This window comes from Dongia soli, assembly GCF_034044715.1.
GTDB lineage: Bacteria > Pseudomonadota > Alphaproteobacteria > Dongiales > Dongiaceae > Dongia_B > Dongia_B soli.
Window position 1 is genome coordinate 972,366 of record NZ_JAXCLW010000001.1, and the last position, 20,915, is coordinate 993,280.

18 protein-coding genes are annotated in these 20,915 nt (G+C 61.1%); 11 read left to right on the forward strand and 7 right to left on the reverse strand.

The genetic code is table 11. The annotated features are described in order from the left end of the window. The first annotated feature begins 8 nt into the window (after positions 1 to 8). From SMD27_RS04355 to SMD27_RS04370, 4 genes are read left to right on the forward strand one after another with little or no spacing between them, the layout of a single operon-like run. The gene (locus SMD27_RS04355; RefSeq protein ID WP_320507097.1) at positions 9 to 854 is read left to right on the forward strand and encodes a sugar phosphate isomerase/epimerase family protein; all 846 of its coding nucleotides are present in this window, start codon (positions 9 to 11) and stop codon (positions 852 to 854) included. A gap of 4 nt (positions 855 to 858) precedes the next feature. Further along, the gene (locus SMD27_RS04360; RefSeq protein ID WP_320507098.1) at positions 859 to 1,722 is read left to right on the forward strand and encodes a PfkB family carbohydrate kinase; all 864 of its coding nucleotides are present in this window, start codon (positions 859 to 861) and stop codon (positions 1,720 to 1,722) included. Between the two features lies 1 nt (position 1,723). After that, positions 1,724 to 3,142 carry an NAD(P)/FAD-dependent oxidoreductase gene (locus SMD27_RS04365; RefSeq protein WP_320507099.1) on the forward strand — a complete coding sequence of 473 codons (1,419 nt, stop codon included), beginning with the start codon at positions 1,724 to 1,726 and terminating at the stop codon, positions 3,140 to 3,142. Positions 3,143 to 3,199: 57 nt separating this feature from the next. Continuing rightward, a complete protein-coding gene (locus SMD27_RS04370) occupies positions 3,200 to 4,312 on the forward strand; it encodes an ABC transporter ATP-binding protein (protein ID WP_320507100.1) in 1,113 nt (370 codons plus the stop codon). Between the two features lie 9 nt (positions 4,313 to 4,321). Here SMD27_RS04370 and SMD27_RS04375 read toward each other — a convergent pair whose 3' ends face one another. Beyond that, positions 4,322 to 5,557 carry an ROK family transcriptional regulator gene (locus tag SMD27_RS04375; RefSeq protein WP_320507101.1) on the reverse strand — a complete coding sequence of 412 codons (1,236 nt, stop codon included), beginning with the start codon at positions 5,555 to 5,557 and terminating at the stop codon, positions 4,322 to 4,324. A 201-nt stretch (positions 5,558 to 5,758) separates the two neighbouring features. Here SMD27_RS04375 and SMD27_RS04380 point away from each other — a divergent pair, with 201 nt between their 5' ends. From SMD27_RS04380 to SMD27_RS04405, 6 genes are read left to right on the forward strand one after another with little or no spacing between them, the layout of a single operon-like run. Continuing rightward, a complete protein-coding gene (locus SMD27_RS04380; RefSeq protein ID WP_320507102.1) occupies positions 5,759 to 7,027 on the forward strand; it encodes an extracellular solute-binding protein in 1,269 nt (422 codons plus the stop codon). Between the two features lie 43 nt (positions 7,028 to 7,070). Continuing rightward, positions 7,071 to 7,937, forward strand: a complete 867-nt coding sequence (locus tag SMD27_RS04385; protein WP_320507103.1) for a carbohydrate ABC transporter permease — start codon at positions 7,071 to 7,073, stop codon at positions 7,935 to 7,937. A 19-nt stretch (positions 7,938 to 7,956) separates the two neighbouring features. Then, positions 7,957 to 8,805 (forward strand): carbohydrate ABC transporter permease, encoded by an 849-nt coding sequence (locus SMD27_RS04390; RefSeq protein ID WP_320507104.1) that lies wholly within the window; start codon positions 7,957 to 7,959, stop codon positions 8,803 to 8,805. Between the two features lie 3 nt (positions 8,806 to 8,808). Next, entirely contained in the window at positions 8,809 to 9,837 is a 1,029-nt protein-coding gene (locus SMD27_RS04395; protein WP_320507105.1) for an SIS domain-containing protein, read from the forward strand. Between the two features lie 18 nt (positions 9,838 to 9,855). Next, positions 9,856 to 10,767: a carbohydrate kinase family protein gene (locus SMD27_RS04400; protein WP_320507106.1), complete on the forward strand. Its 912-nt coding sequence runs from the start codon at positions 9,856 to 9,858 to the stop codon at positions 10,765 to 10,767. A 22-nt stretch (positions 10,768 to 10,789) separates the two neighbouring features. After that, a complete protein-coding gene (locus tag SMD27_RS04405; RefSeq protein WP_320507107.1) occupies positions 10,790 to 11,908 on the forward strand; it encodes an ABC transporter ATP-binding protein in 1,119 nt (372 codons plus the stop codon). Here the strand turns inward: SMD27_RS04405 and SMD27_RS24100 are convergent. Next, positions 11,819 to 12,052, reverse strand: a complete 234-nt coding sequence (locus SMD27_RS24100; protein WP_379991210.1) for a DUF2218 domain-containing protein — start codon at positions 12,050 to 12,052, stop codon at positions 11,819 to 11,821. The two genes, SMD27_RS04405 and SMD27_RS24100, sit on opposite strands and share 90 nt — an antisense overlap. 89 nt (positions 12,053 to 12,141) lie before the next feature. Beyond that, a complete protein-coding gene (locus tag SMD27_RS04410; protein ID WP_320507108.1) occupies positions 12,142 to 13,416 on the reverse strand; it encodes an MFS transporter in 1,275 nt (424 codons plus the stop codon). A gap of 96 nt (positions 13,417 to 13,512) precedes the next feature. On the opposite strand from SMD27_RS04410, the gene SMD27_RS04415 reads away from it, so the two are divergent. Further along, positions 13,513 to 14,412, forward strand: a complete 900-nt coding sequence (locus SMD27_RS04415) for a LysR family transcriptional regulator (RefSeq protein ID WP_320507109.1) — start codon at positions 13,513 to 13,515, stop codon at positions 14,410 to 14,412. A gap of 15 nt (positions 14,413 to 14,427) precedes the next feature. On the opposite strand, the gene SMD27_RS04420 is transcribed toward SMD27_RS04415, so the two are convergent. The 4 genes from SMD27_RS04420 to SMD27_RS04435 form a co-directional block, all read right to left on the reverse strand. After that, entirely contained in the window at positions 14,428 to 15,852 is a 1,425-nt protein-coding gene (locus SMD27_RS04420) for a SpoVR family protein (protein ID WP_320507110.1), read from the reverse strand. A 30-nt stretch (positions 15,853 to 15,882) separates the two neighbouring features. Beyond that, positions 15,883 to 17,112, reverse strand: coding sequence for a YeaH/YhbH family protein (locus tag SMD27_RS04425; RefSeq protein WP_320507111.1), 1,230 nt, complete (start codon positions 17,110 to 17,112; stop codon positions 15,883 to 15,885). Positions 17,113 to 17,160: 48 nt separating this feature from the next. After that, positions 17,161 to 19,092, reverse strand: coding sequence for a serine protein kinase (locus SMD27_RS04430; RefSeq protein WP_320507112.1), 1,932 nt, complete (start codon positions 19,090 to 19,092; stop codon positions 17,161 to 17,163). 690 nt (positions 19,093 to 19,782) lie between these two features. After that, positions 19,783 to 20,382, reverse strand: coding sequence for a DUF4136 domain-containing protein (locus SMD27_RS04435; protein WP_320507113.1), 600 nt, complete (start codon positions 20,380 to 20,382; stop codon positions 19,783 to 19,785). Positions 20,383 to 20,915 lie beyond the last annotated feature (533 nt).

A 20,915-nucleotide genomic window follows, 5' to 3' on the forward strand; every position in this document is an offset into this window, starting at 1 on the left:
GGAGGTTCATGCAGCGGCTTGCATCCAGCCAGTTGATCGGCGCCAATTTCAGCTTCCAGCATTTCCCCTTCGAGAAGGTGGTGGAGGTGCTGCGGGATTTCGGCCTGCGCGAAATCGAGTTATGGGGTACTGCCCAGCACCTCGATCTTTACCATGCGACCGATTCCCGCATCGAGCGGGTGCGCCGCGTCCTGGCGGATAACGGCATCTCCACCTTGTGCTTCACGCCGGAACAGGTGCTCTATCCGATCAATATCGCCTCGGGCGATGCCGAACTGCGGCGCGCCAGCATCGATCGCTTCTGCCGCGGGGCCGATATCTGCGCGGCTTTGGGTGCGCGTTATCTCTTCCTGACCTCGGGCCGCGGCTACGAGACGGAAGCCCAGGAAACAGCGTGGAAGCGCTCCGTCGACTCGATCCGGGAGATTGCCGGCTATGCGGGACGCAGCGGCATTCGCTGCCTACTCGAACCATTGCAGCGAATCGAAACGAATATCCTGCTGGATGCCGCCGGCGTCCGCCGCATGCTGGGTGAGATCGGCGCCGATAATATCGACGTGGTCCTGGACACCGTCGCCATGGCCGCGGCGGGCGATACGGTGGCGGATTATTTCCGTCTGTTCGGCACGCGGGTGGCGCATGTCCAGGTAGTCGATGGAAAGCCGGCCGGACATCTGGTCTGGGGCGACGGCAATCTGCCGCTCGGACAATACATGTCGCAACTTGCGGAACACGGCTATGCCGGTAAGCTCACCTTCGAACCTTTCGGCGACGGTTCCTATGCGCTCGATCCAGTCTCGGCCTGGAAACGTTGCCTCGCTGGCATCGAACCCTATCTCGATCGGGCACGGTGAGCGCATGACACGCAATGCCTCGCCCAAGCTCGTCACCGTTGGCGACAATTGTCTCGACGTCTATCTGACGAAGGATTTCATGACCGTCGGCGGCAATGCGCTGAATGTCGCGGTGCAATGGCGGCGACGCGGCTGGCCGGCCCGGTATTTCGGCGCGGTCGGCAACGATCCCGAAGGCGACATCGTGCTCCAGGAAGTCACCCGGTTCGGCTTGCCGGCGGAGGATGTCGAACGACGCCCCGGCGGCACGGCCGTCACCTTGCTGCGGGAGGAATTCGGCGATCGGAAATTCCTGCTGGAATCCTTCGGCGTCGGCGAAAACTATATGCCCGCACCCAAGCATTATGACGAGATCGCTGCTGCCGATTGGGTGCATCTCGGCACCAATGCCAATGCCGACCTGTTGCGGCGCCTGGTGGAAGAGCGCATCCGCTTCAGCATCGATGTCTCGACGGCGCATCTGGCGCTGCCGCTCACCGGTGTGCCGCTGGTTTTTGCTTCGGGGCCCGAAAACGAGGATGAACCGGTCGAGCCGCTGCTCGGCGCGCTGCGCAAAGCGGGTGCGCAACAGGCCGTTCTCACCTGCGGGCGGCGGGGCGCCTTCTTCCATGACGGCGACGCCATCCGCCATGTTGCGGCGACGCCGGTCGATGTGCTCGATACCTGCGGCGCTGGCGACAGCTTCATCGCCTCCTTTGTAATCGCGTTGATCTGCGAAAAGCGGGTGGCGACCGACGCGCTCAACCGGGCGACGGCCGCCGCCGCCCAGACCTGCCTGCATATCGGGGGTTTCCCGCAGGAGCCGCGGCCGATTCCGGGCTGGCTGCTGACCAAATATGCCGATTATATCGACCGGGCGGAGGCCTGAGGTGACGGGGTTGCGTTTGCGTCAACCGGTCGCTGCGGCGCCTACCAATCGGTCCTTTTGGCTGCAGGATATCGCGGCGCAGGCGGCGACCCACGCCCTGCAAGGCGAGGAACGGGCCGATATCGTCATTGTCGGCGGCGGCTTCACCGGCTTGTGGACCGCCTTGCGCATCCGCGAACTCGCGCCGGAAATGCGGGTGGTCATTCTCGAGGCCGATCTTTGTGGATCGGGCGCCTCGGGTCGCAATGGCGGCCAGGTTCATTCCTGGTTTGCCGAACTGGACCAGATCAGTGCTGTGGTCGGTGATGCAGAAGCGCGGCAGCTTTGCGCCGAGACGGTGGATGCTATCGGCGAGCTGGAGGAGCTTCAGCAGCAAGGTGTGATCGACATGGATCTGCGGCTCGATGGCTGGCTGTGGACGGCGAGCTCAAAGGCCCAGGAAGGCGCCTGGTCGCGTGCGGTGGCGATGACCGAGGCCGCCGGCACAAATCGTTTCAGGCAATTGAGTGCCGGAGAGATTGAACAGCGCAGCGGCTCCTCTGTTTCTTATACAGGTATCATCGAGCCCCATGCCGGTACCGTCCATCCGGCGAAACTTGCGATCGGCCTGCGCGATCTGGCGATCTCGCGCGGCGTTGTCATTCATGAGCGCAGCCCGGTGATCGATATCCTGCCGGGCCGGATCTGCACATTGCGCACGGCGCGCGGTGCGGTGCAGGCCGAGAAAGTGGTACTGGCGGCGAATGCCTGGCTCTCGGCCGTTCCCGAGCTGCGGCGCCATCTTTACGTGGTGGCGAGCCAGGTGATCGCCACTGCCGAAGTGCCGGATCTGCTTGACCACATCGGCTGGCGCGATGGCGTTTCGATCTGCGATTCCCAGGCCCATGTCCTCTATTATCAACGCACGCCGAAAGGCCGCGTCATCTTCGGCCGGGGCAGCGGCAATGTCGCCTTTCGCGGCGATGTCGGCGCCAGCTTCAACCGCAGCCCGCAACACGGGCGCGACAATATTCGTGAGCTGCACCGAGTCTATCCGGGCTTGCGCCAGGTGCAAATCGATTACGACTGGGCCGGTCCGATCGATTGCACGCCGGAACATGTGCCGGTCTTCGACCACCTGCAGGACCAACCCAATATTTTCTTCGGCATGGGCTTCAACGGCACCGGCATCGCCCAGACGCCGGTTGCGGGGCGCATTCTCGCCAGCCTGGTGCTGGAGCGCAGGGACCGCTGGAGCGCCAGCGGATTGGTCGGGCTCAAACGCCGGATGAGCTTGCCGCCGGAACCCTTGCGCTATCTCGGGGCGAGATTGGTGCGGGCGGCGATCCGCCGGCGCAACGATCTGGAAATCCGCAATGAAAAGCCGGGCGCCTTCACCCGCTGGCTGTCGGAACTTAAACCGGGTGGACCCGCGGAATGACGGGCGCGCAGAATACCGGCATCAATATCAATCCGGCGGCACATTCAGGAAAACATCATGGCTGATCTATCCCTCAGGCAGGTCCGGAAATCCTTCGGTGGCATGACGATCCTCCAGGGCATCGATCTTGAGATCGAGTCCGGCGAATTCATCGTTTTCGTCGGACCGTCAGGTTGCGGCAAATCCACGCTGCTGCGCCTGATCGCCGGGCTGGAGGAGATCACCGAGGGTACGATCAGCATCGCTGGCGAGGTGGTCAATCATGTCCCGCCCTCCAAACGCGGCATCGCCATGGTGTTCCAATCCTATGCGCTTTATCCGCATATGACGGTCTATGACAACATGGCCTTCGGCATGAAGATCGCCCGGGAAAGCAGGAAGGAGATCGACCGGCGGGTGCGCCAGGCGGCGGAGATCCTGCAGCTGAGCAAATATCTCGATCGCCTGCCCAAGGCGTTATCGGGCGGCCAACGCCAGCGCGTCGCCATCGGCCGCGCCATCGTGCGCAATCCAAAGGTCTTTCTGTTCGACGAGCCGCTCTCCAATCTGGACGCGGCGCTGCGTGTCGCCACCCGCATGGAGATCGCCAAGCTCAAGGACGCCATGCCGCAGACGACAATGATCTATGTCACTCATGATCAGGTCGAGGCGATGACCTTGGCAGACCGCATCGTCGTGTTGAAAGACGGGCGCATCGAGCAGGTCGGCACGCCGATGGAGCTCTATAAGAAGCCGTGCAATCTGTTCGTCGCCCAGTTCATCGGCTCGCCGGCGATGAATATCCTGCCGGCAAGTATCGAACGCGCCGGCACGTACACTTCGGTCAAGCTGGCGGGCGGAATGAGCGCGCAGTTACCCCTGGAAACGCCGGAGACGGTGACAGGAGCGACGGTCAGCTTTGGCGTCCGGCCGGAAGATCTGCGGATTGCCAACGATGGCGCCGATGTCCTGCTGCAGGGTAAGCTCAGTTACATCGAACAACTCGGTGAAGTGCAGCTTGCCTATCTCGATATCGGCGCAGGCGATCAGCCGCTCATCGCCAAGCTGCCGGGCGGGCTGGAGGTCAAGCGCGGCGCCGAGCTGCGCCTCACCGCCAATCCCGAAGACGTCTATCTCTTCGATCAGAGCGGCCGGTCGTTCGCTGGCCGGGAGGATGCGGCCTCTGTGTGAAGCGCGGCCCTAGGCCGATTTGAGCAAAGCGCGGAATTGCGGATCGAAGGTTCGCGAGATCGGCTCCATAGCGGCACCCTGGGCGACCACCCAGAGATCGGCGGTGCCGACCGTCAGGCGCGGCAAAGAGCGGCCGGGCCGATGCGAGACCGAGGACAATAGCGGCTCGACATGGCGGGTGATTGCCAGCAGCAGGCCGGGCGGTAATTGTCCGCCGACCACGACCGTCTGCGGATCGAACAGGGCTTCGACGATCTGGATCGCCTGACGCAGATGCCGGCCGGCCTGGACGGTCCAGGCATCGAGGCGCGGATCGCCCACAGCCAGCAAAGCCTCCAATTTGGGAAAGAGATTGGCCGCGCCGGGATCGAGATCGAGCGCGCGGCAGGCGGAGAGGACGGAGACATAATGCTCCAGCGTCCTTGATCCCTCCGACTCCCGATCTTCCGATCCGGCGGCCGGCAGCTGGCCGATCTCCCCGGCATTGCCTGCAGTGCCGGCATAGATCTCGCCCTGGATGATCAGCCCGGCGCCCAGGCCATAGCCGATATAGAGATGCACGAAGTGATCGAGCCCGCTGGCGGTGCCATACATCTTTTCCGCCATCGCCGCGGCGCCGGCATCGTTCTGCAACACCGCTTCCAGGCCGGTTTCCGTGGTCAGCCGTTCGATCAGCGGGAATTCATGCCATTCGCGCATCACCCAGGGATCGATCAAGGTATCTGCCGGCGGATGCTGCGGGTCCGACCAGACGCCGAACGGCCCCGGCATGGCGACACCGAGGCCGAGCAAGCGGGGGGCGCCCGGCGGCGCCGCGAGATCGATGTCGCGGCGGATCGCGGCGACCAGATCGAGCAGGATGGCGAAACCCTTTTTAGCTCCCCCTTTGGGCAGGCGATGGCGATGACGGCTAAGGGTGCGGCCGCTGAGATCGGCGCCGATGCCGAGGATCTGATGGCGATCGATGTGAATGCCGAGGGAATAGGCGCCGCTGGCAACGATGCGATAGGGGGTAGCCGGCTGCCCGCGACCGCCGCGGATCGGCGCATCGGCGGAGACCAGACCGGTTTCAACGAACTGATCGATGATATTGCTGACAGTTTGCGGCGTCAGCTGCGTCGCGCGGGCGATCTCGGCGCGCGATAGGCTGCCGTTCAGGCGCAAGGCGTCGAAGACGACACGGCGGTTATGGGCACTGGCGCCGCCCAGATTGGTCCCCGCCGTCGCGTTGATCCGCCGTGTCAACCTTGTCCCGCTCCCCTCTGGCACCGGCAGCCTATCGATTGACAGGCTGGACAAATTCCCGGAAACTCAATAAGTCAAACAAATTGATTTAATTCGAAAGGCGATGCAAGTACCTTTCGTGGATCTAATCATGGCAAGTTCCATGATGTTTGGTGCAAACCGCCGGCTGGAGAAAGGCACGGCGCAGCTTGGGAGGAAGGGATGTCAGGTAAGTTTCAATCGCTGATCATGCAGGCGATTATCGGCGGCGGTCTCCTGGCCGGCGGCCAGATGATCGGTCACGGCGCGCTCGCTGATACCACCATCAACGCGCTGTTCATGAGCCAGGCGGCTTACAGCGAATCCGATGTGCGGGCGATGACCGCGGATTTTGAAAAGGCCAATCCGGGCATCAAGGTGAATGCCGAATTCGTGCCCTATGAAGGCCTGCACGACAAGACGACCCTGGCCCAAGGTGCGGGCAGCGGCTACGACGTGGTGCTGTTCGACGTGATTTGGCCGGCCGAATTTGCCGAAAACAAGGTGCTGGTCGATGTCACCGACAAGATCACGCCGGAAATGAAGAAAGGCGTTCTACCGGGCGCCTGGACCACCGTCGAATATAAGGGCCATCGCTACGGCATGCCCTGGATCCTCGACACCAAATATCTGTTCTACAATACCGAGATCCTGAAGAAGGCCGGCATCGCCCATCCGCCCAAGACCTGGGCGGAATTGGAAAAGCAGGCCGAGATTATCAAGAATAAGAAGCTGGTCGAATTCCCGATCGTGTGGAGCTGGGCGCAGGCGGAAGCGGCAATCTGCGACTACACGACTTTGGTCGCGGCTTATGGCGGCAAGTTCCTCGATGAATCCGGCAAGCCCGCCTTCCAGACCGATGGCGGCGTCGATGCGCTCAAATACATGGTCGAGACCACGGATAAGGGCCTGACCAATCCGCATTCCAAGGAATATCTGGAAGAAGATGTGCGCCGCGTCTTCTCCAGCGGCGACGCCGCTTTCGCGCTCAACTGGACCTATATGTACAACATGGCCAATGGCGATCCCAAGGAATCCAAGATCGTCGGCAAGGTCGGAGTCGTGCCGGCACCGGGCGTCGCTGGCAAGAGCGAAGCCTCGGCGGTGAATGGCTCCATGGGTCTTGGCGTCACCACCACCAGCAAGCATCCGGATGACGCCTGGAAATATGTCGTCTTCATGACCTCGCAGGATGTGCAGAATAAATACGCCAAGCTTAGCCTGCCGATCTGGGCCAGCTCCTATAGTGATCCGGCAGTGACCAAGGGCCAGGAAAGCCTGGTGGCGGCAGCCAAGAAGTCGCTGGGCATCATGTTCCCGCGCCCGACCACGCCGACCTACCAGCAGCTCTCGACGCAATTGCAGCAGGCACTCCATACGGCACTGCTGAAATCGGCTTCGCCGGCCGATGCCTTGCAGACGGCGGCGGATGCGGCTGGCGGCGGGTTGTAAGTTTTAAAGCTCCACTGGACGGCCGATGATGAATGGGAATTGGATGAGTCTGCGGAGCTGGCTGTTGCTGGCCCCCCTCCTCGCCCTGATGACCTTCATCATCGGCTGGCCCTTGGCCAAGACCGTCGCGGTCAGTTTCACCGATGCGAAATTGCTAGGTGGCGACGTGCATTGGCTGGGACTGGCCAATTACCAAAAAGTCCTGGCAGCCCCGGCCTTCTATGAAGTCGTCTGGACCACAATCCGCTTCGTCCTGATTTCGGTGGGTGCCGAGTTCCTGCTGGGCCTGCTCGCGGCGCTCTTGCTCGATCAGAAGTTCCATGGCCGCGGCATTGTCCGCGCCTTGATGATCCTGCCCTGGGCTCTCCCCACCGTGGTCAACGCCACGATGTGGCGCCTGATCTACAATCCCGATTTCGGCGCCTTCAATGCCCTCTTCACGCAGCTTGGGCTGATCGATGCCTATCGCTCCTGGCTAGGCGAGCCGGGCAGCGCGCTGTATGCCATCTGCCTTGCGGATGTCTGGAAGAATTTCCCGCTGGTGGCGCTGATCGCGCTCGCCGCCCTGCAATCCGTGCCGCGCGAATTGCGCGCGGCGGCAGTAATTGATGGGGCCGGGCCGTGGTCGCGTTTCCGCGCTGTCATCCTGCCTTACCTGATCGGTCCGCTGACGGTCGCCGTGGTGCTGCGCATCATCGAAGCCTTCAAGGTCTTCGATATCATCTGGGTGATGACCCGCGGCGGCCCCGCCAACAGCACCAAGACGATCAGCATTCTGGTCTATCAGCAGGCCTTTTCTTTTCAACAAGCGGGCCTTGGCGGATCGATCGCCCTCATCATGGTGTTGATCAGCGCCTTGTTGATCACCGGTTATGTCACCATCCTGCGCAAGCAGGGCGAGCTGAAATAAGCCGGACGGAGCGCGCAATATGGAACGACGCAATCCCTGGGTCAGCTTCTTTGTGTATGCCTGCGCGCTGCTCCTGGCGCTGTTCCTGCTGGCGCCGATTCTCTGGATGCTGATCATGAGCGTCAGCAGCACCAATGATCTTACCACCATTCCGCTGCGCTGGATTCCGGAGCAGATCGACTTCCATCGCTATATCGAGCTGCTGACGGTAGCGGAAAACAGCGCGGGCAAGGCGTTCCTCGCCTCGATGCGCAACAGCCTCGCGGTCGCCACCATGGCGACCTTGGGTGCGCTGCTGGTGGCGATTCCGGGCGCCTGGTCGGTATCGCGCTCGCCAGGGCGGCAGCGCCTGGCGCTTTATGCCGTCGTCGCCACCTATATGCTGCCCCCGGTCGCGCTGGTGGTGCCGATCTATTTCGCCCTGAGCGCGCTTGGCGCCCTCAATTCGGTCTTCAGCCTGGCGGTGGTGTATCTCAGCATCCTCGCCCCCTTCACCACCTGGCTGTTGAAGAGCAGCTTCGACAATATCCCGCAGGAAATCGAACTGGCGGCGATGATCGATGGTGCGAGGCTGGATCAAATCTGGCGGCGCATCACCCTGCCCCTCACCGGCCCGGCTTTGGCGACCGGCGGCTTGTTCGCCTTCCTGCTCGCCTGGGACGAATTCTTCTATGCCCTGCTCTTCACCGCTGATCAGCGGGCCAAGACCCTGACTGTCGCGATCGCCGATCTCGCCGGCGGCCGCGTTTCGGATTACGGCCTGATCGCCACTGCCGGCGTGCTGGCTGCCTTGCCGCCGGTGCTGATTGGCTTTTTCCTGCAAAAATCCCTGATCGCCGGTCTCACTACCGGCGGCGTGAAAGGATAGATCATGACCACACCTGGTTCATCGGCTGCCGGCATTCCGGCCGGCCTCGCCGCTCTCAATCGTGAAATGTCGAAGCAGCACCGCGATGCCTTGGACTCCTACAATGCCAATGGCGAGGTCGCGGTGAAGATCGCCGCCTCGGTCAAGCGCACCAAGCGCCTGATCCTGCTCGGTATGGGCGGGTCGCAGGCGGTCAACCGCATGGCGGAGCCGGATTATCGTGCCTGCGGCATCCGCTGCCTCGCCCTGCCGTTGTCGGAGCAGCTTTACACCCCGATCGATCTCACCGATGCGACCCTCATCATTACCTCGCAATCTGGTGAATCCGCTGAAGTGCATCGCCTGTTCGACGGCATCGGCAAGCGCGAGGATGTTTTCGGCCTGACCCTGGAAGGCGGCTCGACCTTGGCCAAAATCTGCCCCTCGCTGATCGGCGCCGGCGGTTCGGAAAAGGCTTTCGCGGCGACACGCAGCCTGCTGATCAGTCTGGCCTTGCATCAGCGGGTGCTGGCCGAGCTTGGCGCCGATCCTGCTGCAGCCTTGCGTATCCTGCAGGCGCCGGTCGACCCGGATATCAGCGCTGCCGCCGATACGCTGCAGAATTGTGAGACCATCGTTTTTTCCGGTCGCGGCCTGCGCGGCCTTGCCGAAGGTGCCGCACTCGGCGCGATGGAGCTCGCACGCATGCCCGCCTATGCGCTGGAAGGCGGCCAGTTCCGGCACGGGCCGCTGGAAATTCTCGGGCCCAAGGTCGGTGTCGTCGTGGTGCGCGGCGATGAACCGGCGGCGGCCTTGTGCGATGATCTCGCGAGGCAGACGGTGGCGGCCGGTTCGCCGACCGTGCTGATCGATGCCAGCGGCCAGGACAGCCAGTCCGGCGCTTTGCAGATCAGTGTCGGCCACGCCAAGGATCTCGCCGCCAATTTGGCATTGCTGCCGCCGGCGCAACGCCTGGTCATCGAAATCGCCCGCCGCCGTGTCGCTGATGTCGGCACGCCGATCCGCAGCGGCAAGGTCACACGGGTCGAGTAGGCGGGAAGAACCGCAGATATGGCCATGCGTCCCCTCGCCCTCATCGGGAATGTCAATATCGACATCATCATCGGTGCCGCCGCGCCTTGGCCGCGTCCCGGCACCGAGATCATGGTCGATCATGGCGAGATCCGGGTCGGTGGCGCGGTCGGCAACACGGCCTTGGCGCTGGATGCGATGGGCGTCCCGTTCCGGCTCGCGGCGAATACCGGCGACGATCACTTCGGTGCTTGGCTGCGCGAAAGCTTCGCCGCCCACAGCGCAGCCTGGCCGGTCGAGCAGACGGCGACGACCTTTTCCGTCGGCGTCACTCATCCGGATGGCGAGCGCACTTTTTTCACCATGCCGGGCCATATCCCGCTGCTCAGCCTGGCGGAGGTGAAGAGCTGCCTGGATATCGAAGCCTTGCGTGGGGGTATCGCCCTAGTTGCCGGCTGCTATCTGACCGACCGGCTGACCGCCGATTATGCCGAGCTGTTCACCTGGCTCATGGCCCATAACATCGAGATCGCCCTCGACACCGGCTGGCCGATCCGGGGCTGGACCCCGGAAATCCTGACGATGACGCGGGCCTGGCTGCCTTATTGTGCGCATTTCCTGGTCAATGAGGTGGAGATAACCTCGCTGGCCGGCACGCAGACGGTCGAGGCGGCTTTGGAGCGCATCGGGCGGCTCCTGCCGCCAACGGCGCAGCTGGTGGTGAAGCTTGGCGCGGCTGGCGCCATGGGGCAGCATCTCGGCCGGACCGTGCGGGTGACGGCGCCTAAAGTGACGCCGGTCGATACGATCGGCGCCGGCGACGTCTTTAATGCCGGTTATCTGGCCGCAATGGCGCGGGGTGCCGATATCGATACGGCATTAGCGGCTGGCGTCGGCATCGCCTCACGCGCCGTCTCCACCCTGCCCCGGCGCTACGACGCCGCCAGCTGAGACGAAAGGGATCGAACGGATTATGGCGACACTGACATTGCGGCGGATCAAGAAGCGCTATGGTCCGGTCGAGACCCTGAAAGGCATTGATCTCGATCTCGAAGACGGCGAGTTCCTGGTCCTGCTGGGTTCATCCGGCTGTGGCAAATCGACCTTGCTCAACATCATCGCCGGGTTGATCGAACCCAGCGACGGCGATGTGCTGATCGATGGCCAGTCGATCGTGCGGGTGCATCCGAAAAACCGCAATATCGCGATGGTGTTCCAGTCTTACGCGCTCTATCCCAACATGACCGTAGCGCGCAATCTCGGCTTTGGCCTGGAGATGCGCGGTGTTGCCAAGGCGGAGCGGCAGCAAGCGATCGAGAAAGTCGCGTCAGTGCTGCAGATCGATCATCTCCTCGATCGCAAGCCGGCTGCTTTATCCGGTGGGCAGCGCCAGCGTGTCGCCATCGGCCGCGCCATGGTGCGCGACCCCAAAGTCTTCCTGTTCGACGAACCGCTCTCCAATCTCGATGCCAAGCTGCGGGTCGAGATGCGCACCGAGTTGAAGAAGCTGCATCAGCGCCTTGGCACGACCATCGTCTATGTCACCCATGATCAGATCGAGGCGATGACTTTGGCCTCGCGTATCGCCATCATGCGTGACGGCGTGGTGCAGCAATTCGCGACTCCCCAGGAGATCTATGAACGTCCGGCCAATCTCTACATTGCCGACTTCATCGGCTCGCCGGGGATGAACTTCATTCACGGCGAGCTGCGCCGCCAGGACGGCCGGATCGGCGTCATGAGCAAAGCAGGTGCGACGGGTGCCAGTTTCCTGCCCCTGGCCGCAACGGGCGCGGCTGCGGTTGAGGCGCAAATCGATCGGCCAGTCATCCTCGGCATCCGGCCGGAAACCGTTACGCTGGCAGATGGCGGCACAGAGAGCGTACCGCATCTCGCGTCGTTCGAGGCCCAAGTTGAGGTGCTGGAGCCCACGGGCGCCGATACTTTAGGCACCTTGCGGCTCGGTGGCGATCAAATCACCGCCCGGCTGCGCCCCGGCGATCTACAGCGCGCCGGTGGCACTGCGCGTTTCGCGGCCGACATGTCCCGCGCCAGCCTGTTCGACCCCGAGACGGGTTTGCGGATCAGCTGAGGCCACGGCGTGCAGGCTGAGCTCGGCCTCGGTCGCCGCCAGATGGCAGCGGCCGAAATCGAACGTGATCCAGCCGGGATCGCCTTCCAGTGCCGATGGCACCTTATGGCCAAAATGTTTGCAGGGCTGGCCGAGATAACGCATCGCGGAGCTCGCGGCGATGCGCGCTTCCGCGCTGAAGGCAGCGACCGCCGAGTGGTTGGCGAGAGGCTCTATCGGAAGCCAACGCAAGACTATCGGCCCTTACTGTTCCGGAGGGCGATCACATCCACCAGGGACAATAGACAGGCAACCGCGCCGGCGAGGATTGCCAGCAAGCAGATCAGACTCCAGCCGGCCCAGACCCAGGCGGCACCGGCCGCCAGCGAGCCGCAGGCTCCGCCAATAAAGAAACTGCCGGTGAAAAGCCCGTTCAGCCGGCCGCGCGCCGCCGGATTGAGAAGGTTAATTGCGCGCCGACCGAGGGTCTGATCCCCAACCACGCCGAGATCGAGCAACAGGGCGGCGGCGACCATAAGACCCAGCGCCCAGTCCGGATGGCTTGCCAAACCATCACTGCCGGCCAGCCAAGCCAGGGCCATAGCGCCGACCACCAGGAGATCGGAGATCACGACAGCTGCCGGACCCCAGCCGCGGTCACCAAGCCGGCCGGCCAAAGGTGCCATGACAATCCCACCGACACCGGCAAGTGCGAAGGCGGCCAGGCCGTTTGCGGTCAAATGGAAGGGGGCTGCATGCAAGCGCAGGGCGATCGCGGTCCAGAACAAGCTGAAGCTGCCGAAACACAGACCAGCGGTCGCGGCACGCAGGCGCAGGACTCGCTCGGTTCGCAGCAAGGTCGAAAGTGAGCCGATCAGTGCCGCATAAGAAAGACCGGGTGCCGGTCGGCGCCGCGGCAGACGCCATGCGAGCGCTATGACCAGCAGTGCTACTGCAACGGCCGACAGCCCATAGACGCTGCGCCAGCCGAGATATTCGGCAATCAGGCTCGCCAGAGGCCGGGACAGCATGATGCCGAGCATCAGGCCGCTCATGACATTGCCGACAACACGGCCACGCTGGGATTCCGGGGTCAGCGACGCGGCCAGGGGTACCAGCATTTGAATGACGCTCATGGTCATGCCGAGGGTGAAGCTTGCGGCAAGGAAAATCCAGGACTGTTGCGCGGTCGCCGCAACGGCCAATGCCAGGACATCGCCAATCAGCATTTGCAGAATGAGCCGGCGATTTTCGGCCAGGTCCACCATCGGCACCAGTAGGATCAACCCCGCGGCATAGCCGAGCAAAGTGAGCATCGAGACTAGGCCATAGGCGGTGGGCGCCAGGCCGATCGCCGGCCCGATTACATCGACCAGGGGTTGGGCGGAAAACAGGTTGAGCACCACGACGGCTACGGCCATGGCGAAAAACCAGGTCGAAACCCCCTGTCTCTCGCCGGTGGCAATTGCGTCGGCCGCGAGGGCCTTGCCGGTGATGTCCGCGGCAGTTTCGGGAAATTGCCCATCCATTGGCGAATCCTCTTCAAGCTGAAGTTCCTTGAGAGGTAGCCGGCATCACAATATAATACTATTAAATTATATTAATTGTCTTTATGCGAGATCAGCATGAACACGCGGGATATCGATGCTTTTCTGGCGGTGGTGGAGACCGGCTCTATCGTTTCGGCCGCCCGGCGACTGCATCTGACCCAGCCCGGCGTCACCCGGCGGGTGCAGAATCTGGAAGAATTACTGGGAGTGGAGTTGCTCGATCGGCAGTCGAAGCCACTCAAGCCGACGGCCGCTGGCCGAGAGGCTTATGAGCTGGGCCGCCGCATCGCCCATTCCGTCGCCGAATTTTGCCGCAACCTGACGCCGGAGGGCGAAATCACCGGCTCCTTCCGGCTGGGCCTCACGCCCTTTCTGTCGGATGTGGCCTTGGCATCGCCACTCGATCACCTGCGCACCCGCTATCCGAAACTGACGATGCATGTCACGACTGCTTGGTCGGGCGAGCTGCTTCGAAAAATCGACGATAACGGCATCGATGCCGCCGCGGTCTTTGTGCCTGAAGAGATGGATCCGCCGGAGCACCTCATGCGGCGACATCTCAGCCGCCATCCCGTTTTGGTTGTCGCGCCGCATAGCCTCGGTCTGCCGAAGCGCACCACATTGCGCGCGATCGCTCATCTGCCTTGGGTGCTCAACCAGGGGGGCTGTGGCTATCGCCGCGCCATCCGCCGGGCGCTGGACCAGGCCGATCTGCCCTTCAATATCGCGATCGAAGTGTTAAGCCCCGATCTCCGTCTCTCGCTGGTGGCGCGCGGGCTTGGCATCGGCATCACCGCATCGACCGTCCTGCAGGCAAGCCCATTGCGCAAATCCCTGCAGGTGCTGGAGATCGAGGATTTCACCACTCATGTGAATGGCTGGCTGGTGCACCGGCCCGAGCCCGAGCGGCTCAAGGGGCCGATCGAGGAACTCTATCAGGGCCTGCAGCAGGGCTTCGCAAACATGCCCGGCTGATTTCGCGGGCGCCGCTCAGTTCTGAAGGAAATCCTGGCCGTCCCAAGACAGGCAGACGTTGCGTCCATCAAGGGTGGTTTGCAGATCGACCCGGCGGCCCCAGAGCTGTTGGACAAAACGCAGGGTCTTCTCGGCGTAATCCAGCAGCAATTCACGGCCATCATATTCATGCCGCAGAAGCAAGGTCCGGTTACCGCCATGATCGGCGTCGATCACCCGGATGACCGGTGTGCTGCCCATGCCGATATAGGAGAGCAGGGTGCGTTTGACATGCTGCCAGTCATTCTCGTCGGAGATGCGGGAGACGACCAGGTCATTCCCCTCCGGCGCGACCTCGATCATATCCATCTCACGCATCAGCTTCTGCGTCAGGAAGCGGCGCAGGAAAGAGACATCGCGATCGACGTCGCGCACCTGGAAGATCGCTTCGCGGCCCGTACGATCCGGCCGGCCGAATTCCTCGATTTCCTGGGGCGTGGGGTCGTCATAGCGGCGGACGATATCATCCCAGACCTTGAGGCCAAGATGGTAGGGATTGATATCGCCCGGGATCGCCCGCACCACCTGATTGTGCCGGACGATGAATTCCATATGCAGATCGGGCGGCAGGTCGAGGCTGTTCATGATGGCGCGGTGCCAATAGCAGGCCCAGCCTTCATTCATGATCTTGGTTTCGATCTGCGGCAGGAAGTACTGTGTCTGTTCGTGAACGATGGTCAGCAGATCGCGCTGCCAATCCGCCAGTTTTGGCGAATAGTCGCGGAGAAAGGTCAGCAGATCTTCTTCCGGCTCCAGCGGCACCCGGCCGAGTTCGGGTGCCTCGTAGCCGGGTCGCTTGTGGACTGATTGGAACGGATCGGGCGGCGCACCGGCGGCTTCCAGAGCCGCGCGTTTCTGCTCCTCAGGGCTGCGCCGGCGGATTGCCGGATTGCGGCGGCATTGCAGCGACAAGGCATGGGCGGCATCGAGCACAAGCTCCACGGCCTCCTGGCCGATCGAGGGGTCGGCAGCATAGCCGCGCACACGATTAGCGTGGTTCTTGAAGGTCTCGATCACCAGATCGGCATGCAGATGGCTGAAGGTGAAATTATTGGCGAAAAAATCATTGTGCCCATAGACATGGGCGATGGTGAGGATCTGCAAAGCCAGCGAATTCTGCCGCATCAGATAAGCCAGGCAGGGATCGCTGTTGATGACCATTTCATAGGGCAGGCCGGAAACGCCGTGGTCGTAGAGCGTTTTCTGGCGTTCGAAGGATTTGCCATATGACCAATGCGGATAATGCGACGGCATGCCGGAATAGGCCATCAGGCTCAGCATCTGGGTATGGTCGCAAAGTTCAAATTCCTGGGGATAGCAGGTGAGGCCGAATTCTTGAACTTTCTCCCGGATGCGCGCATCCCAATATTCGAGATCGCGAATGTCCCATGCTGCCGCCATCTGATCCGGACTCCTTTCAGCTTTCCCGCATCAACCCGTCGGATTCGCCGTTGCCTTATCCTTGGTGAGAAAGCTTTTGAAGCCGGCCCAGATATCGCTTTTATCGCCGATCCGGACCGCCTGGAAATTATCCGCTTCCAGGTCGCGGAAGACGGCGATCATGGCATCGCTTTCGCGATAGCCGCTATTGGGTTTAATCTCGCCATAGCCGAAGAGATTGCAGGTTTTGCATAACTGCGCGGCCAGCTTCAGCGCCTGCGGATTGTCGCTCGACATATTATCCCCATCGGAGCAATGGAAGGCATAAACGTTCCAGAGCGATGGGTGATAACGCTGATCGATAACTTCCAGCGCCTTGGCATAGGCGGAGGATATGAGCGTGCCGCCGGATTCGCCCTTATGGAAGAAGTCTTCCTCGCTGACTTCACGCGCTTCCGCGTCATGCGCGATGAAAACGAGCTCGACATGCTGATAGCGGGTGCGGACGAATTGATAGAGCAGGAAGAAGAAGCTGCGGGCCAGATACTTCTTCATCGTGTCCATCGAGCCCGAGGTATCCATCAGACAGAGCACGACGGCATTGGATTCATAATCGACGTCTTCGGTCCGCCGGCGGAACCGCAGATCGCCCTGAATGAACGGGAAGCGCGCTCTTCCTTCCCTTTGTTCGAGTCCTTCCCCTTGTTCGAGTTCCGCCCCCTCCGGAGCTTCCTCGCCTTCGGTTCCGGTCGCCACCTTGCGGCGGATGCGGGAGAGTACGGTCCGACGTTTGTCGAGTTGCACATGAATGCCGACCTTGCGGTATCCCTTGCGCTTGGTGGCGCTGTGGCTGATGGTTTCGCGCAAGGCTTTGCGTTCGAGATCCGGTAATTCCAGATCCTCGAACATCATGTCGACCAGTTCTTCTAAGGTAACATCGGTCTCGTAGTAATCGACCCCGGGCCGGTCACCCGCCTTACCAATACCTTCGCCTTCCTGCTGGCTGCGACCGACCACTTGGCCCGGCTGGCTATCGCCATTGCCTTGGCCCGCTCGGTTGCTGTTATCGCCGTAGACGAAGCGGTATTCTTTGATGCCGCGCAGCGGCACCTTGATGATGGTATCGCGGCTGCGGCCGATGATCGATTGTTCCGCCACGATATCCGCGATGTTATCGCGAATCGCCTCGCGCACTTTCTGGCGGTGACGGAGGCGATCACCGGAGCTGCGATCGGATTGCAGGGCTTCGCTGGAAGAGTAATTTCTGAAAACAGTCGTCATCGCTCGTCCCGCCATCGGTCAGGGCTGATGCACCCGTCCTCAGTCCGCTCAATCCTTCCACAGATGGTTTGCTGCATATTTCAGCACCACCTCGGCAGAGTGCTCGTTATACCCGCTGTCCAGCAGATTCTCGACCAGAGCCTCGTATTTGTTCCTCTGTTCCTCATCCCGTGTGCGGGTCTTGGTAATGATCCGGCTGATATCCCGCACCGAGCCCATCAGTTTTTTCTCGATGGCTTCTTTCAGCGGCTCATAGCTGGAATACCCGACCCTTTCGCCACGCCGGTTCGCCGACCATAGATAGGCGATGACCTCTTGCCGAAAACCTTCGGCCGAGGAACCGATGATCGCGATCTGCTCTTCGATCGACTTGAGGAAGCTGAGATCCGGTTCCAATTCCTCGCGGGTGTTGCGGTCTTTGACCTTGGTCTTGTTGACATAGGCTTCGGCATGGTCGAGATAATTCTGGAAGAGGGTCTCGGCCTGTTCCTCATAGGCGAAGACGAAGGCTTTCGTGATCTCGCGTTCGAGAATCTCCAGATAGGCCTTGTGGATGGTATCCTGCAGGAATTCCAGATAACGCTTACGCGTATCGTCCGGAAGATCGGCTTCCTTGACCATCTTGATCAGCACTTCGCGGATGTGAATCGGCGTGATGCCTTCAGGATGGCGGGTGAGGGCGCTGTCGAGCGCCTTCATCACGAAGCGTGGCGATATGCCGCTCATGCCCTCGGATTTTGCGTCTTCCTTCAGCTCGGCCAAATCGACTTTCTTGGTATGGCCTTTTTCGACAACCTCCTCGCCGTTATAGAGCTTGAGCTTCGTCAGCATGTCGCATTTTGCCGAAGGCTGGAGGCGCGTGAGGATCGCGAACATGGCCGCAACTTCAATCGTATGCGGCGCGATATGCGTGCGGAAGCCGGAACGGCGATAGATCTTGTCGTAGATCCGCACTTCCTCATTGAGGCGCATATTGTAAGGCACACGGATCGCGACGATACGATCCATGATCGCTTCATTGGTGTGATCGGCTTTGAATTTGCGCCATTCCGCTTCATTGGAATGGGCAACGATAACGGTGTCGGTATAGATCGTGCCATGCCGCCCCGGCGCCGGAACGAATTTTTCCTGCGTCGCCGTGATAATGGCATGCAGATATTCGGTCTCGTTCTTGAAGACCTCGATGAATTCCACCAAGCCGCGATTGCCAGCATTGAACGCGCCGTTGAGATCGAGGATGCGCGGATCGCCTTCGGCGTAACGATCGAGCTTGGAGATATCCTCGGAGCCGATCAGGACGGAGGTATCCTGGTTGTTCGGATCGACCGGCGGCACCACGGCGATGCCCCGCCGCTGATTGCGGGAAAACTGCATCGTCGTGACGGGCATTTCCTCATAACGGCCGTTGAACTCATGCTCCAGCCGATAGCGGCAGACCGGGCAGAGTTCGCCTTCGATATGCACGTCCAGCATCTTGTCGAATTCGCGCCGCAGATGGCGAGGGATCAGGTGCAGCGGCTCTTCGTGAATTGGACAGCCGTCAATGACATAGATCGGATCGGCGAGCTCCAGCCCCTCCTTCAACCGGTCAGCGAGTGAGCTCTTGCCCGAACCCACAGGACCCATGAGGTAGAGGACCTGGCGACTTTCCTCGCCTTTCAGCGCGGCGGCGTGCAGGTAATGCACAACTTTTTCGATGACATCCTCGATGCCGAAGAAATCGTTTTTGAAAAACTCATAGGTGTTGGGTGGCTCTCCGCCCCAGATCTTCGCCTGCCGGGCAGCATCGGCTTCGTCGGGTTTACTCATCCCCGCCCGCATGACCACATCGTGCAGATGCGCATGTGCCAATTTGTAGATGCCGGAATTCTCGCGTAGCAAATCAAGGTAAGCGAGAAGATTTCCTCGCCAGTGTTGCTCCTGGCGTTTGGCGTGGTCCTTGCCGATGATATCGGCAAATCCGTCCTTCTGTTCCGCCATCTCGTAGCCTCCAAAGGCTTTAGCGCCGATGCATCCCCGATATTGCTCTTGCGCTCCGTTCCCCTGTGATGAACTTGTGATGCGACCGCTAGGTTCAACACGTCTCTACTAAGAAGGTGTTGCCGCCCCGCAGTTTCAAGATGATCGCGTGACTGAAGAGCGCAATCTAACTCGCGAGTCGCCAATACATCTTACCACGAAATCGCATAGGCTGAATCCTCCGATGGGGCTCGGATACGAAATAGCGAAGTCAGTCACCTGCTACCGCGGCGCTCGCATCTCGTGGTCTGCAGCACCGTATGCCGGGGAGATAACCGCGGAAGCAGGACGAAGTTGCTCGCGGGCGATCATGCCCCGGTCACGTCATAGTGACAGTCGATCACCCGTAAAAATGACGCAGAAATCGGTGCTTTCTCTTGTTATTCCGGGAATTCCGCCCTTGCCACGTCTTCGCACAGGCATAAAATAGTACGCAGATGCTTCCGTTTCCGCCGCCTGGGTAGGGACGGTGAGCGCTAGCTGTTTGATAGATCTTCCGACAGCTTCTTGAATGTCGTGTCGTTTCGACCTGACACGACTTCGAGGGCAAGCAGGATTTGGCCCTCCACACCGATATCCTCAGCACTCGACAGCTCTTCACACTTCGACAATATCGGGCCGATGCGGCGAAGTGCCTCTCGCCGCCATTCGCTATTGCGTGGGCGGGCCGGCCGACCGGAAGGGGTATTTCGCGAAGATATCAGTGACCGTCTGGTTGATACTCTCCTCCGGGATCTGCTTCGAATTGCCGGAGATACGGCCGACCGCCACGCCTTCCCATATCATCTGCCGGCGCGCGCGGTCGACGAGGTCGATATTGATCGTTCCCTCGGTGTAGCGATCGATATTGGTGTCGAGCGCATAGCCCGGCCAAGGGGCATAAAGGCCGGCGCGGTAGCCGTAATAGCCGTAATAATAACTCATGGGTACCGGCGTTTGTGTAACGTTGACCTTATCCTCCAGCTTGGCGGAGAAATTCACCAGAAGGTCCGGAGTTGCTTCGTCATAGACATAGCCGCGCGCGGTCATCTCGCGCTGAATGGCGGCTTTGACCCGCTGTGTCGTCAAGCTGGTATAGCCGGCCGTCTCGGTGCCGAGCTGCGGCTCAAAGGCAAAGCTGTGGTAGGTCGAGAAATTAATAGTGTGGTCGTAATCGGTAGTGATATCCGGCCGCGATGCGCAGGCACTCAGCACGGATATCATCGTCAGGAGCCCCGGAATGAGCCAACGCCCCGGAATGAGCCAACGCATGTCACGATCTCCCGCTTACGTGAGGCAGGCTGAAACATCCTATCACCGGTTCGGCCCCTTCAACTGGAGAAGATTACCGTGCCGGTGAGTGGTTCAGCGGCCGGTATCCGCACCGCTCCGCCTTTCAAAAAAGATGGGTGTTTCGGTCTGAGTTCCCTAGGTGCCTTATCTCACAAGGCTACCTCTGAGACTGCCGGTCGTTCACGGATGCGACCGCCTCGGTCCCCGGCCATTTCATGAAAATCGATGCCGGTCGAAGAACTTTAAGTGCCGTTACCGGAGCGGGCGGTCAATCGCCTCCCGCACCGCACAATCCTGGACTTAGGGGGTCACCGTTTCGTGATGTCACAATGGTGTCGCATTATTGTTGTAATTGGACACCGGTCTAGCCAGGTAAACCGGTTCGTATCCCGTATCTCAGGTTGTTCCGGGCGCCGTCAGTTCGCGGAAAGTATGAAGACGTAACGTCGACGTCATGCAAACTGCGGCACGCCTCGTTGTGACGCCAATTGATAATAATTGGATCGAGGCCG

Coding starts and splice junctions, on each gene's coding strand:
- SMD27_RS04355 (WP_320507097.1), top strand. CDS start 9: ATGCAGCGGCTTGCATCCAGCCAGTTGATCGGCGCCAATTTCAGCTTC.
- SMD27_RS04360 (WP_320507098.1), top strand. CDS start 859: ATGACACGCAATGCCTCGCCCAAGCTCGTCACCGTTGGCGACAATTGT.
- SMD27_RS04370 (WP_320507100.1), top strand. CDS start 3,200: ATGGCTGATCTATCCCTCAGGCAGGTCCGGAAATCCTTCGGTGGCATG.
- SMD27_RS04380 (WP_320507102.1), top strand. CDS start 5,759: ATGTCAGGTAAGTTTCAATCGCTGATCATGCAGGCGATTATCGGCGGC.
- SMD27_RS04385 (WP_320507103.1), top strand. CDS start 7,071: ATGAGTCTGCGGAGCTGGCTGTTGCTGGCCCCCCTCCTCGCCCTGATG.
- SMD27_RS04390 (WP_320507104.1), top strand. CDS start 7,957: ATGGAACGACGCAATCCCTGGGTCAGCTTCTTTGTGTATGCCTGCGCG.
- SMD27_RS04395 (WP_320507105.1), top strand. CDS start 8,809: ATGACCACACCTGGTTCATCGGCTGCCGGCATTCCGGCCGGCCTCGCC.
- SMD27_RS04400 (WP_320507106.1), top strand. CDS start 9,856: ATGGCCATGCGTCCCCTCGCCCTCATCGGGAATGTCAATATCGACATC.
- SMD27_RS04405 (WP_320507107.1), top strand. CDS start 10,790: ATGGCGACACTGACATTGCGGCGGATCAAGAAGCGCTATGGTCCGGTC.
- SMD27_RS24100 (WP_379991210.1), bottom strand. CDS start 12,052: ATGCGTTATCTCGGCCAGCCCTGCAAACATTTTGGCCATAAGGTGCCA.
- SMD27_RS04410 (WP_320507108.1), bottom strand. CDS start 13,416: ATGGATGGGCAATTTCCCGAAACTGCCGCGGACATCACCGGCAAGGCC.
- SMD27_RS04415 (WP_320507109.1), top strand. CDS start 13,513: ATGAACACGCGGGATATCGATGCTTTTCTGGCGGTGGTGGAGACCGGC.
- SMD27_RS04420 (WP_320507110.1), bottom strand. CDS start 15,852: ATGGCGGCAGCATGGGACATTCGCGATCTCGAATATTGGGATGCGCGC.
- SMD27_RS04425 (WP_320507111.1), bottom strand. CDS start 17,112: ATGACGACTGTTTTCAGAAATTACTCTTCCAGCGAAGCCCTGCAATCC.
- SMD27_RS04430 (WP_320507112.1), bottom strand. CDS start 19,092: ATGGCGGAACAGAAGGACGGATTTGCCGATATCATCGGCAAGGACCAC.
- SMD27_RS04435 (WP_320507113.1), bottom strand. CDS start 20,382: ATGCGTTGGCTCATTCCGGGGCGTTGGCTCATTCCGGGGCTCCTGACG.